17 protein-coding genes are annotated in these 16,525 nt (G+C 36.8%); 6 read left to right on the forward strand and 11 right to left on the reverse strand.

Features of this window, described 5'->3' with window-relative positions; translation table 11 throughout:
* Positions 1-231 precede the first annotated feature (231 nt).
* On the forward strand, positions 232-2,601 hold the full coding sequence (locus ACXAGJ_RS06510) for a TonB-dependent receptor (protein WP_474838227.1): 2,370 nt from the start codon (positions 232-234) through the stop codon (positions 2,599-2,601).
* 2 nt (positions 2,602-2,603) lie between these two features.
* The gene (locus tag ACXAGJ_RS06515) at positions 2,604-3,074 is read left to right on the forward strand and encodes a thioredoxin family protein (RefSeq protein WP_474838229.1); all 471 of its coding nucleotides are present in this window, start codon (positions 2,604-2,606) and stop codon (positions 3,072-3,074) included.
* A 13-nt stretch (positions 3,075-3,087) separates the two neighbouring features.
* Here the strand turns inward: ACXAGJ_RS06515 and ACXAGJ_RS06520 are convergent, their stop codons facing one another.
* The 3 genes from ACXAGJ_RS06520 to ACXAGJ_RS06530 form a co-directional block, all read right to left on the reverse strand.
* Complete coding sequence (locus ACXAGJ_RS06520) at positions 3,088-3,699, reverse strand: fumarylacetoacetate hydrolase family protein (RefSeq protein ID WP_474838231.1); 612 nt, start codon at positions 3,697-3,699, stop codon at positions 3,088-3,090.
* Positions 3,700-3,724: 25 nt separating this feature from the next.
* Complete coding sequence (locus tag ACXAGJ_RS06525) at positions 3,725-4,504, reverse strand: exonuclease domain-containing protein (protein ID WP_473281431.1); 780 nt, start codon at positions 4,502-4,504, stop codon at positions 3,725-3,727.
* 81 nt (positions 4,505-4,585) lie between these two features.
* The gene (locus tag ACXAGJ_RS06530; RefSeq protein WP_474838233.1) at positions 4,586-5,272 is read right to left on the reverse strand and encodes a metal-dependent transcriptional regulator; all 687 of its coding nucleotides are present in this window, start codon (positions 5,270-5,272) and stop codon (positions 4,586-4,588) included.
* Positions 5,273-5,449: 177 nt separating this feature from the next.
* Here ACXAGJ_RS06530 and ACXAGJ_RS06535 point away from each other — a divergent pair, with 177 nt between their 5' ends.
* Genes ACXAGJ_RS06535 through ACXAGJ_RS06550 form a run of 4 tightly spaced genes read left to right on the forward strand, consistent with a single transcriptional unit; the run spans position 5,450 to position 9,442 of the window.
* Positions 5,450-6,367 carry a metal ABC transporter solute-binding protein, Zn/Mn family gene (locus ACXAGJ_RS06535; RefSeq protein ID WP_474838235.1) on the forward strand — a complete coding sequence of 306 codons (918 nt, stop codon included), beginning with the start codon at positions 5,450-5,452 and terminating at the stop codon, positions 6,365-6,367.
* Complete coding sequence (locus ACXAGJ_RS06540; protein WP_473281435.1) at positions 6,367-7,104, forward strand: ATP-binding cassette domain-containing protein; 738 nt, start codon at positions 6,367-6,369, stop codon at positions 7,102-7,104. Before ACXAGJ_RS06535 ends, ACXAGJ_RS06540 begins: the two co-directional genes overlap by 1 nt.
* Positions 7,105-7,158: 54 nt before the next feature.
* Positions 7,159-8,289, forward strand: coding sequence for a metal ABC transporter permease (locus ACXAGJ_RS06545; protein ID WP_474838993.1), 1,131 nt, complete (start codon positions 7,159-7,161; stop codon positions 8,287-8,289).
* Positions 8,282-9,442, forward strand: a complete 1,161-nt coding sequence (locus tag ACXAGJ_RS06550) for a metal ABC transporter permease (RefSeq protein WP_474838237.1) — start codon at positions 8,282-8,284, stop codon at positions 9,440-9,442. Before ACXAGJ_RS06545 ends, ACXAGJ_RS06550 begins: the two co-directional genes overlap by 8 nt.
* Positions 9,443-9,472: 30 nt before the next feature.
* On the opposite strand, the gene ACXAGJ_RS06555 is transcribed toward ACXAGJ_RS06550, so the two are convergent.
* The 8 genes from ACXAGJ_RS06555 to ACXAGJ_RS06590 all read right to left on the reverse strand — a co-directional run bounded on the left by ACXAGJ_RS06555 (position 9,473) and on the right by ACXAGJ_RS06590 (position 16,507).
* Positions 9,473-10,981 (reverse strand): aminotransferase class V-fold PLP-dependent enzyme, encoded by a 1,509-nt coding sequence (locus tag ACXAGJ_RS06555; RefSeq protein ID WP_474838239.1) that lies wholly within the window; start codon positions 10,979-10,981, stop codon positions 9,473-9,475.
* A 2-nt stretch (positions 10,982-10,983) separates the two neighbouring features.
* Positions 10,984-11,655 carry a DUF4395 domain-containing protein gene (locus ACXAGJ_RS06560; RefSeq protein ID WP_474838241.1) on the reverse strand — a complete coding sequence of 224 codons (672 nt, stop codon included), beginning with the start codon at positions 11,653-11,655 and terminating at the stop codon, positions 10,984-10,986.
* A gap of 51 nt (positions 11,656-11,706) precedes the next feature.
* Positions 11,707-12,384, reverse strand: a complete 678-nt coding sequence (locus ACXAGJ_RS06565) for a DUF4386 domain-containing protein (RefSeq protein ID WP_474838243.1) — start codon at positions 12,382-12,384, stop codon at positions 11,707-11,709.
* Between the two features lie 92 nt (positions 12,385-12,476).
* A complete protein-coding gene (locus tag ACXAGJ_RS06570; RefSeq protein ID WP_474838245.1) occupies positions 12,477-13,022 on the reverse strand; it encodes a GIN domain-containing protein in 546 nt (181 codons plus the stop codon).
* Positions 13,009-13,389, reverse strand: a complete 381-nt coding sequence (locus ACXAGJ_RS06575; RefSeq protein ID WP_473281451.1) for a GntR family transcriptional regulator — start codon at positions 13,387-13,389, stop codon at positions 13,009-13,011. The genes ACXAGJ_RS06570 and ACXAGJ_RS06575 overlap by 14 nt, the downstream gene beginning before the upstream one ends.
* Positions 13,390-13,391: 2 nt before the next feature.
* On the reverse strand, positions 13,392-14,144 hold the full coding sequence (locus tag ACXAGJ_RS06580) for a hypothetical protein (protein WP_474838247.1): 753 nt from the start codon (positions 14,142-14,144) through the stop codon (positions 13,392-13,394).
* A complete protein-coding gene (locus ACXAGJ_RS06585; protein WP_474838249.1) occupies positions 14,131-14,982 on the reverse strand; it encodes an ABC transporter ATP-binding protein in 852 nt (283 codons plus the stop codon). The genes ACXAGJ_RS06580 and ACXAGJ_RS06585 overlap by 14 nt, the downstream gene beginning before the upstream one ends.
* 175 nt (positions 14,983-15,157) lie before the next feature.
* Positions 15,158-16,507: a dihydrolipoamide acetyltransferase family protein gene (locus ACXAGJ_RS06590; RefSeq protein ID WP_474838251.1), complete on the reverse strand. Its 1,350-nt coding sequence runs from the start codon at positions 16,505-16,507 to the stop codon at positions 15,158-15,160.
* Positions 16,508-16,525: the final 18 nt, after the last annotated feature.

Consider the following 16,525-nt stretch of genomic DNA (forward strand, 5'->3'; position numbering starts at 1 on the left):
TATAACATCTCATCCCTACAAACTAAAATATTTATTGAATATTCTGTAAAGAAATAAGATATACATCAAGAAAATCTCATTCTTTATTGTGTGGACATCATCTGAAACTACAAGTAAAACCCTTAAAATTAAAGACTTCTAAATTTTTCAACATAAACTGTTAAAAAATTTGTTAGCCTTATCTAACTTTTTAAATTTGCCCGATCTAATAAAATACTTATTTCATCAAATATGAAACCAATTTTATTCATTTTCACCTTATTTCAGATCAGTATTATAATTGGTCAAACAGGAAACCTTAAGGGAAATACGAATACAAAGGAAGACATCATTCCTTTTGCCAATATCATATTATCAAACGATTCCTTTACCACCTATGCTTCGTCTGATAAAAATGGTGATTTTGAAATTTATGATATTCCATATGGAGACTATTTGATAAAAATAAGTGCGTTAGGACATCAAACCTTAGAGCAAAATATTTATATATCCTCTACTACGAACACTACTGTCACTCAGAAATTCACCCTTGCCGAAGACAGGTTAAATCTGGATCAGGTGGTGGTTAGTGCAACAAGAAATCGGGTAAATCGAAAAAAAGCTCCTGTGGTTGTGAATGTACTAAGCCCAAAGTTATTGGGGGCCACACAATCTATATCCATTTCTGAAGGCCTTAATTATTCTCCAGGAGTGCGGGTAGAAAATAACTGTCAGAACTGTGGGTTTACACAAGTCCGACTTAATGGATTGGGCGGAAGTTATACACAGGTCTTGATAAACAGTAGAGCTGTATTTAGCGCCCTTAATAGCGTCTATGGATTAGAACAAATTCCTACCAATATTGTAGAACGCATCGAGGTGGTGCGAAGTGGAGGTTCTGCTCTTTATGGATCGAATGCTATAGCTGGAACCATTAATATCATCACCAAGGATCCAGTTCTAAATACATGGGAAGTAGGAACCTATCTGGGACTTGTTGATGGAGATACCCCGGATCGATCACTCAATTTCAACGCCTCGCTTGTAAGTGATGATTTGATGTCGGGAATTACTGTCTTTGGGTTGAATAGAGATCGAGAAGAATTTGATGCCAATGGAGACGGTTTTACCGAACTCACTACCCTACAAAACACAACTTTTGGTTTAAAAACGTTTTTAAAACCTTCTGACCGAAGTAAAATCTCCCTGGACTTGACCACCATTAAAGAATATCGTCGCGGAGGAGATCGCCTTGATCTAGCGCCTCATTTTACGGATATTACTGAAGAACTAGACCATGATACTTTTTTGGGAGGCATTACCTATGAACTAGAAAATAAAAAGGGAACCAATAATCTTTCTGTCTACACTTCCGGACAATATACCGATAGAGATAGTTATTATGGAGGGCTTGGTGGTGGACGAACCAGACAAGACAGTATTCTCGCCTTAAATGCCTATGGAGTAACCAAAGACTTGGCTTTGCTTACCGGAGTACAGTTTACTCAAAATCTAAAAAACAACGATATTATTACTACGGGAGTAGAATACAATATCAGCGATACTGAAGATGTAATTGCAGGTTATAACCGATTAATCGATCAACAGGTACATACTATCGGTTCCTATTTGCAATACGAATGGAAACCTACAGATGATTTTACCGCTCTACTCGGCACACGACTAGATCATGTTAATGTTGATGGGAATTATAACATCGGAGGGATCTCCAGGGATGTTTCTGTAACCCAAACCGTATTAAGCCCTCGCATTACCTTATCCTATAACATTCTGAAGTCATTAAAATTCAGAGGTGGTTATGCAAGAGGATTTAGAGCTCCGCAAGCCTTTAATGAGGATCTACATATTTCTTCTGTTGGTGGGGAGCCCCAATTTGTGATTCTATCCGAAAATCTGGACACCGAATTTTCGAATGCATTTACCGCTTCATTGAACTACTCAAAAAACTTTAATAAAATCCAAGCTGATTTTCTCTTAGAAGGATTTTTTACAGATCTCAAAGACCCGTTCACTTTGGTAAGCACAGGAGCTGTTCTCGAAAACGGTTCTATTCTTGAAGAAGTAAGAAATGGATCCGGAGCAAAAGTTTTCGGAACTAATTTTGAAATCGGTATTTCTCCATCCAAAGAATGGCAGTTTCAAATAGGAGGTACTATACAACAATCCGATTATGACGAAAGCCAAATCCTATTCGAATCCGATGGTACTGTAACTGGAGAACAAGATGTGATCGTAGACGAATTTGTACGAAACCCTAATACATATGGCTATATCAATGCATCCTGGATACCGAGCAAACGTTTTAACATAGACCTAACCGGTACCTATACAGGGAATATGATTGTACCAAGAGTAGTTAGCGAATCTGGTTTTTTGGATCTTGTTGATACCGATCCTTTCTTTGACCTAAACCTAAAATTAGAACATCACTTAGATATTTCAGAAAATTTTCATGTAACCTTCAGCGGAGGGGTAAAAAATATATTTAACAGCTATCAGGATGATTTTGATATCGGCCCTCTTCGTGATTCTGATTATATTTATGGACCAGGAACACCTAGAACCTTTTTTATCGGAATAAAATTCGGAAACCTGCACTAGTTATGAGATCAACAAGTATTATATTCTTCTTATGCTTAGCCCTATCATTTGAGGTTGTTGCTCAAAACAGTGAAGCTGTTCGTTGGATCAGTTTTGAGCAATTAGACGATTCTCTTGCGGTAAAACCTAAAAAAGTAATCATTAGTTTCTACGCCGATTGGTGTGCCTACTGCAAAAAAATGGATCGTGTGGTTTACACAAAACCAGAAGTAATCAAAAAAATAAATGAAGAATACTATGCGGTAAAAATGAATGCAGAAAGCAGAGATGCTATCGCTTTTGATGGTGGTATTTTCACCAACAAAACTGAAACATCGTCGAGAAATCCCATCCATGAAATCCCACTGTTATTAGCTTCTAGAGAAGGGCAACCCTTTTCTCTCCCGGCTACTATTTTTCTGGATGAAAGTTTTAACGTAAGAAAGCGATACTTTGAATATTTAAGTCCTAAAAAAATGCTATTAGCACTCTAGCTATTCAACACTTTTATTTCACTTTTATAGAAAACATTTTTTCATCCTCAATATAGCCATCCAAATAATCATTGGCGTCTACCCTCCCAACTCCTGCAGGAGTTCCGGTAAAAATGACATCTCCTATTTTTAAGGTGAAGAACTGAGAAACATACTCAACAAGCTCATCGATTTTCCACAACATCAATTGGGTATTTCCTTGTTGAACGATTTCCTTGTTTTTTTCTAATCTAAAATTGATATCATTCACATCTGCAAAATTATCCTTGGAAACCCAATTACCAATAACAGCAGCCCCATCAAACGCCTTTGCTTTTTCCCAGGGCAATCCTTTTGCTTTCAGCTGACTTTGCAAATCTCTTGCCGTAAAATCAATCCCTAACCCAATTTCATCATAATATTTATGCGCAAATTTTCTATCGATATACTTTCCGAGCTTCTTGATTTTGATCAAAATTTCTACTTCATAATGAATATCATCAGAAAAATCTGGAATAAAGAAAGGTTGTTTTTTGAGTAAGATAGAAGTGTCGGGCTTTAAAAAAACTACAGGATCTGTAGGCTTTTCATTTTCTAACTCTTCTATATGGTCGGTATAATTGCGTCCAATACAAATTATCTTCATCGCTTAATTTAGATATGGAAAGATATTACAGATTCAAACTATTGTTGAGTTTACGAAGTCGAACAGCGGTCAATACTTTTTTGGTATATAAAGGAAAATCTGCATTTTGCAACCAGCCAAAATAACCAGGTTCATCTTCCATTACCCGTTCTACCAATTTCCCTTTATGTTTTCCAAAGGTAAACACTTCTTTACCATCATCATCATAAGCAATAAAACCTGCAAAATCGGCGAACTGTTTTCTCGAACTGAATTCTGAAAGGAATTTAGTACTATTCTCTAATTCTGGATATCTATCCAATTGCGCTTTTAGCACTTCATAGGTTGCCATAGTATCTGCTTCAGCCGAGTGTGCATCATTGAGATCTTTATCACAATAAAATTTATAGGCTGCAGAAAGTGTTCTCTTTTCCATCTTATGATAGATAGTTTGTACGTCTACAGAAACAGTATTCTTCATATCGAAGTCTAGCTCAGCTCTTAACAACTCTTCCGCCAACAATGGAATATCAAAACGATTAGAATTAAACCCTCCCAAATCACAACCTTTGATCATATCATGAACTTTGTTAGCGATTTCCTTAAAAGTAGGCTCATTAGCAACTTTGGCATCATCTATACCATGAACTGCAGTTGTTTCTGGAGGTATTGGCATCTCAGGATTTACTAACCATGTTTTACTTTCCTGAGTTCCATTTGGAAACACTTTTAGGATGGAAATTTCTACAATGCGATCTTTAGAAATATTAACCCCGGTCGTTTCAAGATCAAAAAAACAGATCGGTTTTTTCAAATTAAGCTCCATAAATTGTTCGTGTGATTCCCAAAGATAACTTCAATTATTTAACATTCTTGTAGACCAGCTCTACTTTAACATTTCTAAAAACTATACCAACTTCTCTACAAATACATTATCCGCAAATTTTCTTGTCACGGTTTCGGTAGTATCATTGAATCCTATCCTGATCGATTTGTCAAATTCTCGAATTTCCAACACCTTAATCTCACTACTAAGTGCCAGCCCTATTTCTGATACAAATCTTAAAAAATTAACAGAACCGTCGTTTACAGATACTAATTTACACACCTCTCCTACTGATAAAGAAGACAAGGTAATTTTAGGAACTACCTTATATTCGCCACTAGCATTAGGAATCAACTCCCCATGGGGATCTTTTTTCGGAAAATCCATAAATCGGTCTAACTCATCTACCAGCTTGTAGGATTTGATATGCTCTAATTGTTCTGCCACATCATGCACCTCATCCCAGCTAAAATTTAGGTAGTTATACAAAAACGTTTCCCAAAGCCTGTGTTTTCGAATAAGTCGAACAGCAACAGAACGCCCCTCCTGGGTTAATTCTAACTTTCCATATTTTTCGCTAACCACATATTTTTTTGTTTTTAGCTTCTTGATCATATTGTTTGTAGACGCTGGAGAAACTCCCAAATAATCTGCCAATTGATTATTCCCAACCTTATCAGAGCTATCTTCTATCAACAACTTAAAAAGTGCCTTTAGATAGTCTTCTTCACTTTTTGTTAAATTATTCAAATTTGATTTGTTAGTCATAACTAACTTTTTTAGTTTTGCTACGGTGATGAGACAAAAATACTAAACACAATACAATTATTAGGCATATAATTAATTACTATTAGCGTAGATGTAATTTCTTAAAAAGAATATCCAAATACGCGCGACCTACTCCCTAAATAAAACATAATTTAATTTATTTATTGACTGAAAACAATGATTAAGAAACTAACACTTTTATTTATCTTTTCGACAGTTTTCTTTTCTTGCAAAAAAGAAGTAAAACAAGAAAACCAAAAAGTAAATGTGGTAACCACTACCTCTATGATCACAGATCTACTTCATAATATTGGAGGTGATGCGATAGAAGTAGTAGGGTTAATGGGAAGTGGTGTAGATCCTCACTTATACAAAGCCAGCGAAGGGGATGTGAGTAAGTTGGTAAATGCTGATGTTATATTCTACAATGGACTACATCTGGAAGGAAAACTGGTAGAAGTTTTTGAAAAGATGGAAAATCAGGATATTAAAACCATTCCCGTTGCTGAGAAACTTGATAAAAATACGTTGATTGGTTCTGATTACTTCGCTTCAAATTATGATCCTCATATTTGGTTTAGTATCGAAAACTGGAAAATCATCAGCCAATATGTAGTACAACAACTATCTGCCGCTGATCCAAAAAATGCTACAATATTTGAAACAAACGGAAAAATATACCTAGAAAAATTAAACGAACTTGAAAAAAAGCTAAATTCGACTATCACTACTCTACCCAAAGAAAAACGAATATTAGTCACTGCCCATGATGCCTTTAATTATTTTGGTCAGGCTTATGATTTTGATGTTGTAGGATTACAAGGATTGTCTACTGCTACAGAAGCGGGTGTTCAGGATGTTCAGAAATTAGCGAATTTTATTATTGAAAAAGAAATCAAAGCCATTTTTGTAGAAAGTTCTGTTCCTAAAAGAACTATAGAGGCCTTACAGGCAGCAGTGCGATCCAAAGATCATGAAGTAGCCATAGGCGGAACCTTATTTTCTGATGCGTTAGGAAATCCAGGAACAAAAGAAGGTACATATATAGGTATGTTTGAATACAACGTAAACACCATCATAAATGCATTGAAGTAATGGAAGAAAAAATTGCTGTTCAAATAGATGACCTTACGGTAGCCTACAACTACAAACCTGTGTTGTGGGACATCGATCTAGCCATACCAGAAGGTGTCTTAATGGCAATAGTAGGCCCGAATGGTGCAGGCAAATCAACTTTGATCAAATCCATTTTAAATATTATTAAACCCATAGCCGGAAGTGTTAATATTTACGGAAAAACCTACGACAAACAGCGTTCTTTGGTCGCTTATGTCCCTCAAAAAGGGAGTGTAGATTGGGATTTTCCCACTACTGCACTAGATGTGGTGATGATGGGTACCTACGGAAGCCTGGGATGGATCAAACGCCCTGGTGCTAAACAAAAGAAAGCCGCTCTGGAAGCTTTAGAAAAAGTGGGAATGTTAGCCTTCAAAAACCGACAAATAAGTCAATTATCTGGAGGGCAACAACAGCGAATTTTTTTAGCAAGAGCTTTGGTACAAAACGCTTCTATTTACTTTATGGACGAACCGTTTCAAGGAGTCGATGCTACTACTGAAAAGGCAATTATCAATATCCTAAAAGAACTGAGAAAAGCAGGCAAAACAGTGATTGTTGTTCATCACGACTTACAAACGGTACCAGAATACTTTGATTGGGTTACTTTTTTGAACGTTAAAAAAATTGCTACAGGACCAGTGAAAGATATTTTTAATGATGACAATTTAACCAAAACCTACGGTATTAATTACAAAGTAGCGGTCAATCAATAAGCTATGGCATATGTCAATACCACATATAGATTTACAGGCATTATCTCCTAAATGATGGATTTAAGAGAATACATAACGTTGGTTTTTAGTGATTACACCCTTCGTACGATTACCTTGGGCACAGCAGTGCTTGGTGCTATTTGTGGTATGCTAGGGAGTTTTGCCGTATTGCGAAAACAAAGTCTATTAGGTGATGCCATTTCTCATGCTGCGCTCCCAGGAATTGCCATTGCTTTTTTAATTATTGGAGTAAAAAGCAGTTCTGTTTTTTTATTAGGCGCACTGATCAGCGGTCTTATTGGAACTTTTTGGATTCGTGGGATTACTCAAAAAACCCATCTCAAATCAGATACTGCTCTCGGGCTTATCCTATCCTTGTTCTTTGGTTTTGGTATGCTGTTGCTTACCTATATTCAAAAGCAACCTAATGCAAATCAAGCGGGATTAGAAAGTTATTTGTTTGGTCAAGCCGCTACACTTCTAGAAAGTGATGTTTGGTTAATGGTCATAGTTACTGGTATAAGTCTAGTTATCGTGCTACTGTTTTGGAAAGAACTAAAATTGTTACTTTTTGATCCAGATTATACCAAAACTCTCGGTTTTAATACCAAATTTCTTGATATCCTGATTACCACTTTTATTGTGGTTGCTATCGTATTAGGATTACAAACTGTCGGTGTTGTCTTAATGAGTGCTATGCTTTTGGCTCCGGCAGCTGCAGCCAGGCAATGGACCAATAATTTGGGAAAAATGGTGTTTTTGGCAGCGCTCTTTGGTGCATCCTCTGGAGTTTTAGGGACTGCGATAAGTGCAAGTCATAACAATCTATCCACGGGACCTGTTATTGTACTTGTTGCTGGGGTATTCGTTTTATTTTCTTTTATCTTTTCTCCGGGACGTGGTTTACTATTTCGAGAAATACGGTTTAGAAAAAACAGAAATGACTTGCAATTGCATAAGACCCTATCATTTATGTACAATATTGCCAGTACTCATGAAGACATATCTCATCCACATGCGATCAAAATCCTTAATAATTTTCAGGGATTTACCAGAAAATCGTTGCAAAAACTAGAAGACAAAGATTATGTAAAAATTGATGGTCCCATGTGGTCAATGACAGAAACAGGATACCACACTGCAGCAAATTTATACAATCAATTAATCAAAGAAGAAGATGAGTAGTGCACAAATTGAAATACAGCTGATCGCAAGCCTGGTAGCTATCGCTTGCGCTATACCTGGAACCTTTTTGGTGCTACGCAAAATGGCATTAATTACCGATGCTATTAGCCACTCCATTCTTCCTGGTATTGTGATTGGTTTTTTTATTACGCACGATCTGTCATCTCCTCTTCTTATTATTTTGGCCGCAGCTAGTGGCGTACTTACGGTGGTATTGGTAGAGTTTATTCAAAAAACTGGACTGGTAAAAGAAGACACGGCGATTGGATTGGTGTTCCCTGTACTATTTAGTATAGGTATTATTTTGATCGCTCAAAATGCCAACGATATTCATTTAGATGTAGATGCCGTATTATTGGGAGAACTCGCTTTTGCTCCGTTTGATAGATTAGGGTTTAATGATATTGATCTAGGCCCAAAATCCTTGTGGATTATTGGCTCTATTTTATTAATCACACTTGGTTTGCTTTTTGCTTTTTTCAAAGAATTGAAAGTAAGCACGTTTGATGCTGGTTTAGCTTCTGCTTTAGGCCTATCACCAGCTGTTATGCATTATGGACTGATGACGGTTTCTTCTATCACTACAGTGGGAGCCTTTGATGCTGTAGGCGCCATATTGGTAATTGCCCTTATGATTGCCCCAGCCGCCACCGCTTATTTATTGACCAATGACCTGAAAAAGATGTTGGTTTTGGCTGTTGTATTTGGTGTAGGAAGCGCAATAACAGGTTACTGGGTAGCTCACACTTTGGATGCTTCTATTTCAGGATCAATGACAACAGTACTAGGTCTGGTATTTTTAATCGCTTACTTATTTGCTCCAGGTCGAGGTTTGTTCTCTGTTCTTTATCGACAAAGACAACAGCGCATCGAGGTGTCTCTGCTTACCTTCCTTCTACACTTGGGAAACCATCAGGAAATTGAAGAAAGACACGTAAAACACCTCAACGAACATATTAATTGGCAGAAAGTACAATCAAAATCTGTATTGGATTTGGCACTCAAAAACAATATGATTACCATTGATAATGATATCGTATCGCTTACCAAAAAAGGTAAAGATTTTACCACAAAAGCAATTAACTATATCGTAACCAACAAAAATTCTGAAATTGAAAACATGAAGGATCATTTCTTCTTGTTTCGAGGGTAGGATTATTGCTATCCTCTTATACTGAGTCTTCTACCAAATCCCAAAAGATTCAGGCTTTTTTAAAAATCTTGCGGTGAAACTTTGATCTATGCTCCATTTCATTTCTAAAGTAGAAACCGTATTTGTATGCGAAATGGTTCCTTTTGCCAGATCTATATCATAATCCTTACTCCATATCTTATGATATTTTGCTAATTGCTGTACCGCATCCAAAATAAATACGATTTCCTTATTGCTATGGGTTGGATGAATAGACATTCGGATCCAACCTGGCTTATCTGCATTATTTCCTTTATTGATCTGATCTGTGATTTCTTTGGACCTCTGTGGCGTAACACCAAGCAGATAATGTCCATAGGTACCTGCACAAGAGCAGCCCCCTCTAGTTTGTATCCCAAATCGATCATTGAGTATTTTAACCCCTAGATTATGATGAAGACCCTCGATATAAAAAGAAATTACGCCTAATCTTTCCTGATGCTCTCCTGCCAAAATGTGTAAATTCGAGATATTGGATAGAGACTCCCAAATCATTTGAAGAATTTCATGTTCTCTTTTTTGTATGTTATCTACTCCCATTTCTTCTTTCAACTGCATGCACATCGCTACCTTGATGGTTTGTAAAAAAGCAGGCGTACCTCCATCTTCTCTAGCTTCAATAGCATCCAAATACCGATGTTCACCCCACGGATTAGTCCAGGAAACTGTACCGCCACCTGAAATGTCCGGTATCTTATTATGATACAATTTACTGTTGAACACTAAGATTCCTGTTGTTCCCGGTCCTCCCAAAAATTTATGCCCCGAAAAATAAATAGCATCAAGGTATCGTCCTTTTTTGTCGTCTTCGTGCATATCCATCTCAATATAAGGTGCGGAACAGGCAAAATCCACAAAACATAAGCCGTTGTATTGATGTATGAGTTCAGCTATTTCCTGATAAGGAGTGATAATTCCAGTCACATTAGAACAGGAAGTAATCGCTACAATTTTCATTTTACGATGCTGATACTTCTGGATTTCAATTTCAAAATTATGAATAGATACCAACCCCTTTCTATCCGGAGGAACCACAACAACATCTGCAATAGTTTCTAACCAAGAGGTTTGATTAGAATGGTGCTCCATATGAGAAACAAATACTACTGGCCTGTCCTCTTCTTCATATTGAACTTGATCTTGATACGATTCATGAACCCTGAGCCCGAGCATTCGTTGCAACTTATTAACCACTCCCGTCATCCCTGAATTTGAAGATATCAGCACATCCCGAGATGAGGCGTTAACATGCTGCTTAATAATTTGCTGTGCTTTGTGATACGCATACGTCATTGCGGATCCCGTATAATTCGTATCTGTATGTGTATTGGCCACAAAGGGATAAAAATCTTTGAGCATACGTTCTTCGATGGGTCGATACATTCGACCACTAGCTGTCCAGTCTGCATACAACACCCGTATCGAATCATGATAAGGTGTTTTGATATATTGATGCTGACCAATAATCTGATTCTGATATTTCAAAAAATAATCCTGCATGGTTATTCCTCTACTGTACCATTAATAATATCCCATAAATTGGCTGGATCTTCGGCATAAATATCCCGAAGTAGGAATACCATAAGCACAATATAGGCTATAAATCCAAAAAAGATCATGCGCTGAGCCACCGTTGTCTTTTGTATATCTTGTCTGTCTTTTCTTTCACAAACTTCCCCTGGACAGTACTGTACTTTATCCTTATAGAATCTTGCATAAAACTTACAACCCAAACAAATCCCAAAAGCGGTTTCCCAAAACAAAAATACCAGGCAGATCAAACAAATCAGTGCAGTAACTGGTCCATATGAATTGACCACATTTGATAATACAAATATGATACTGGATAGTACTAAACCTATTTTCCAGGCAAATTTCTTTTGCGGTGCCCCCACATATTCTGGTACTTGATTACGAACAATCATTCGACCAAGTATTAAGAATGGTGAAAACCTTGGGTTGATCAATACCCTAATCATAATATCTGTTAGAAAAATAGTCACTGCGTATTTAAGCATAGTGAAGTCGCCTGTAAAAACTACGATAAGTATCGAGATAAACATGATCAAAAAGAGAATGCCTGCAGCCGCTCTTATTTCTCGTTCGTTTAATACGGGTATGGTATACCCATCTACAAATTCACCAAATTGAATGGTTTTGTTAATTGTATGCATTTTGTTCGTTTTTTGATTAATGATTAAAATTGATTGATGATGATTGATGTCTTACCTCTCCATAGAGATTAATTTTTCCAGGTTAAACCCTTTGATAATAAGCCAAAAAGAAATAGCTATTTGCAACAGTCCTATGGGGAGATATAATATCATAAGACCACTATCATACAAAGACCAAAGCACGTTTGATAGCATGGTTATTGCTGCAAGACACCCTAAGATGGAAAATACTGAAGGAACAAGTTCGGTTTTACAGAACCCATAATATAGGACCATAACCGAAAGTCCTCCTACCAACATATCCATCATATGAATCCGACCTCGTACCTCAAGAAATAATGCTCCCGAGCTCTTTAAATAATCTTGGTTAGCGATATCAGCTCCAACATAGTCACTACTGATAGACAATAAAGATAACAGTACTGTATTATCGATAAGAGTAGCTGCAAAACTCACTACAGTGAGTACCAAATAGAGCATGCCCAATCTACGGCTGTAGGTATCGAAAAATGGTTTTAAGGTAATAGCTATCCAAAGACTTATGCAACCTAACAAAACTGCCAATAAAGTGGCTGTGACAATCTCCGTTTCATGAGAAGCAGTAAGGGTTAAAAAGTCGTTGTCAAAAATAACTGGTCCCAGTAAATAGAAGTTGATCAATACTCCTAATACAAACTGAAATAGAAATAGGTATCCCAGTATCATACCCGTTTTAGGATTGAAATTCATAATGTTCGTTTTTTGATTAATGATTGAAATTGATTGATGATGATTGATGATGTAATTTGTACTATTTACATATGCTTCATGATTTAAATTGATTAATTAGAAAAGTCTACTTGATTGGAGTTCCCTTTGATATTGACCTTAGCTCCAGACTTCGCTTTGCTCCTTACCGATTCATAGGATAAATCCAATACCCCATAACTTTCGTTACTAAACAGAAGATTAAGATCTTTCCCAGATACTTGTCCCAAGGTTTCAAAAGTAGTTCCTGAATGCATTACGACTCCCTCTAATACGGAATTATGAATAAAAATCTGTACACTATCCCGCTTACGTATTTCTTTGGCGTTCTCTATTCTTAATGTATCTCCAGATATTTTAATCTTTACAAAAGGCAACAGGTTTTCTGGTGCTTTAATCTTGAGTTGGGTAATACTATCCTGAATAAAATAAATATAAGCTCCTTCTTCATTGTAGATGCTCTTGAATGCTGAAACATCCCTTACTTCCTCTTTAACAGCAAGATTCACTTTACTTCGATCTACTTTATCGATATAATCATGCATGATCTTCTGAAAAGCAAAAAAGAAAAAAGCCAGCAGTACCACTGCAATTATTAATACCAAATTACTTTTTTTCATCACTTACATTTTTAATATATTGGTCATAAGAATTCTTGACTTCTTCAAACTCTACATCGAGTAGCATCATTTCTTTAAACATATCCGGAAGTCGTACTCCCATAAATTCTTTTTTCTTGATTTCGAGTACGGTATCATACCCTTTTTCTGAGACAAAATATCCAATTCCTCTTTTATTATAAATTACTTCCAGTTCTTGCAAATGTGTAAATGCCCGACTCGCGGTATTTGGATTTACCTCTACCATAACAGCAACCTCTCTTACCGAAGGAATCCTTTCGTTTTCCTGCCATTTACGGATCAGAATATTCTCATAAAAGAAATCCACAATTTGTAAGTATATCGGTTTGCCGTTATCAAAATCCATGATCAAGCCTCCTTTTCTGTCATTTTAAAATAAGCTGCCAAAAGCATCATGGGCCCGAAAATCAAACCGAAAAGAAATCCACCGACCCCTGATAGATCATTTTGCGCCAACGAAAATCCTTCTGTAGAAAAAGGATCAGAACTAAACACATCAAAAGCCCCTCCTGTAAACCAAAAACACAATATCATATTATAAATAAACACCCCGAAAACTACCACTAATGCAGCGAGCAGGGTTTTACCTATCCTGTTTTTTGTAAAGGTTAATGCCCCCAGTAAAAATGCAGGTTGAACAAAAAAGTAAAACCTCACCAAGCACCAATACGTATCCGAAAAAATGGGCAAAACATGTAAATCTGTACTAGGAAAAACACTACATAAAGCAATGGCCAATTGCCCAACAACAAAAGCAAAAACACTAAATACTACAATGTACATTACATTGGAAAGCAACCATGAAGCCAATACTTTTTCTAAAGCAGTCGCTGGTAGCAAAAAGTAGAAGTGATTTGTTTTATCTCCTTGAATTTCTCTGAAAATTGAGAAAGTGAACAAGAGACCTAATACCAAAAACAAAATAGAAAACATAGAAATGAACTCATCAGGCTTTACCATAAAGTCTCCTCGCACACTTATTAATGTTCCTACAAAAACAAGTCCACCTGCAACAAGTAAGGCTGTAATTATTGCTCCACGTAGCAATATCACGCTCCTATAAATAAGTCCTGCTATTCTTTTTGCACTAAGCTTTTGCATCGTAATGTGTACTTTTTATTACCGTATTGATTTTGTCTGGATTACTAACTACAGCGTTAAACAACAATTCAAGATCAACCTCCGTTTCTTCAAAATTTTCTCGTTTCAACACTGCTCTACCCCCAAAAGTAGGTTCGGCATATAAAACTTCATCCATCATTTGTTGTTTTGGTCTGCCAAACCATAATTTTTCGGAAACGGAAGAAAACGATTGATCGAATATTACTTTTGATTGCCCAAGAATCACCACATGATTAATCAGACTATGCAAGTCCCTTACCTGATGAGTTGAAATCACTATACATTTCCCCTGATCTACTGCGGAAGCCATAATCCTTCTAAACTGACTTTTTGAAGGGATATCTAATCCATTGGTAGGCTCATCCATAAGCAATAAATTGGTATTGGCTGCAATACCAAAAGCAATGAGTACTTTTTTCTTTTGTCCGAACGACAATGCAGATAGTTTTTCTTTAGGAAAAAGTTTAAATTCCTGAATCAATTGGTAGAATTGATCTCTAGAGAATTTAGGATAAAAAGGAGCGTTTATTTTTTCAAAACTATCAATGCTCAAAGCGGGTAATTCGAAATCTTCAGGAACTAAAAAAATCTCTTGTAGGTTCTCGATACTTCTTCTTGAAATGTCCTGATTAGAAATTTGACAATACCCGATTTTCGGAAACAACAAACCTGCCATCAACTTAATGAGTGTACTTTTCCCTTCTCCATTTTCACCAAATACCCCATAGATGTTACCAGGAGTAAAATCCAATGAAATATCATTAAGAATGGTTCTTCCTTTTGGATACTGAAAACCTAAGCCTCTAATTTGAATCATATCTAGTGTATTAGTTATCTAGTACACCTCAAAACTAAAAAAGTTATTTGAATTGACCAATTTTTTTTGGTTTTTACACTTTATTCATTGAGTATTAGCAGGTATTACTCCAAGAAAAAACAAACCCCACAGTAGAAAACTGCAGGGTTGCCATTATTTTCAAAGATTGATCTTTTTAGATCTCTCTATTACTATCAAAAGCTTCTAAGTAATCTTTTACTCGTTGCACAAACTGTCCTCCTAAAGCTCCATTCACCACTCTGTGGTCATACGAATGCGATAAGAACATTTTGTATCGAATACCAATAAAATCTCCTTCTGGAGTCTCGATTACCGCAGGAACTTTGCGAATTGCACCAAGAGCCAATATTCCTACCTGCGGTTGATTGATGATTGGCGTCCCCATAATACTGCCAAAAGTTCCAACATTAGTAACCGTGTAGGTACCATCTTGAATATCGTCTGGCTTCAATTGATTATTACGAGCTCTACCCGCCAAATCATTAACAGCCTTAGTCATTCCTACAAGATTCAATTGATCTGCATTTTTAATCACAGGTACAATCAAATTCCCATCAGGCAATGCCGCTGCCATTCCTAAATTGATATTTTTCTTTTTAATAATACTATCTCCTGACACAGATATATTCATCATCGGGAAGTCTTTCAAGGCTTTTGCCACAGCTTCCATGAAGATCGGGGTAAATGTAAGGTTCTCTCCTTCTCGCTTCATGAAATCTCCTTTCACCTTCTTTCTCCAGTTCCAGATATTGGTTACATCTGCCTCGATAAACGATTGTACGTGAGCCGAAGTTTGTACAGACTCTACCATATGATGGGCAATTAGTTTACCCATACGTGTCATTTCTATAATTTCATCTTCTCCCGAAGCCACCACAGGTGCTGCCTTTGGCGTTTCTGCTTTTTTAACAGGTGTTGCTGCAGGTTTCTCCGCTGCTACTTTTGCAGGTTCAGCTACAGCTGGTGCTACTTTACCATTTTTGCGATCCTCTACAAATTGTAAAATATCATTTTTGGTAACTCGACCATCTTTTCCTGTACCTTGCAGCGCCTCAAGTTCTGCTAGAGATATCCCTTCTGCAGTTGCGATATTTTTAACTAAAGGAGAATAGAACTTGCTACCTTCTGAGAAGTCAGTTGCAGTAGCACTAACTGCTTCTGCAGTTTCTGCTATTTGGGTTTCAATAACCGCAGCTTCCGCAGGAACTTCAGCAGGCGCCTCTTCTACCGCAGTCGACGATCCAGAATCAGGAACATCTGCTCCTTCGGTTTCGATAACGGCAATAGTTTGACCTACCTGTACTACATCGTCCACATCAAATAGTTTCTCAACTAGTACACCTTCTACCTCACTAGGCACTTCACTATCTACCTTGTCTGTTGCGATTTCTACCACAGCATCATCCAGTTCGATAGTATCTCCAACTTCTTTTAACCAAGTTGTTATTGTTGCTTCTGCAACACTTTCACCCATTTTTGGAAGTTTTAGCTCAAATTTTGCCATATTCTTAATCCAAAGTGT

The organism is Aquimarina sp. AWH4_224 (assembly GCF_056160245.1).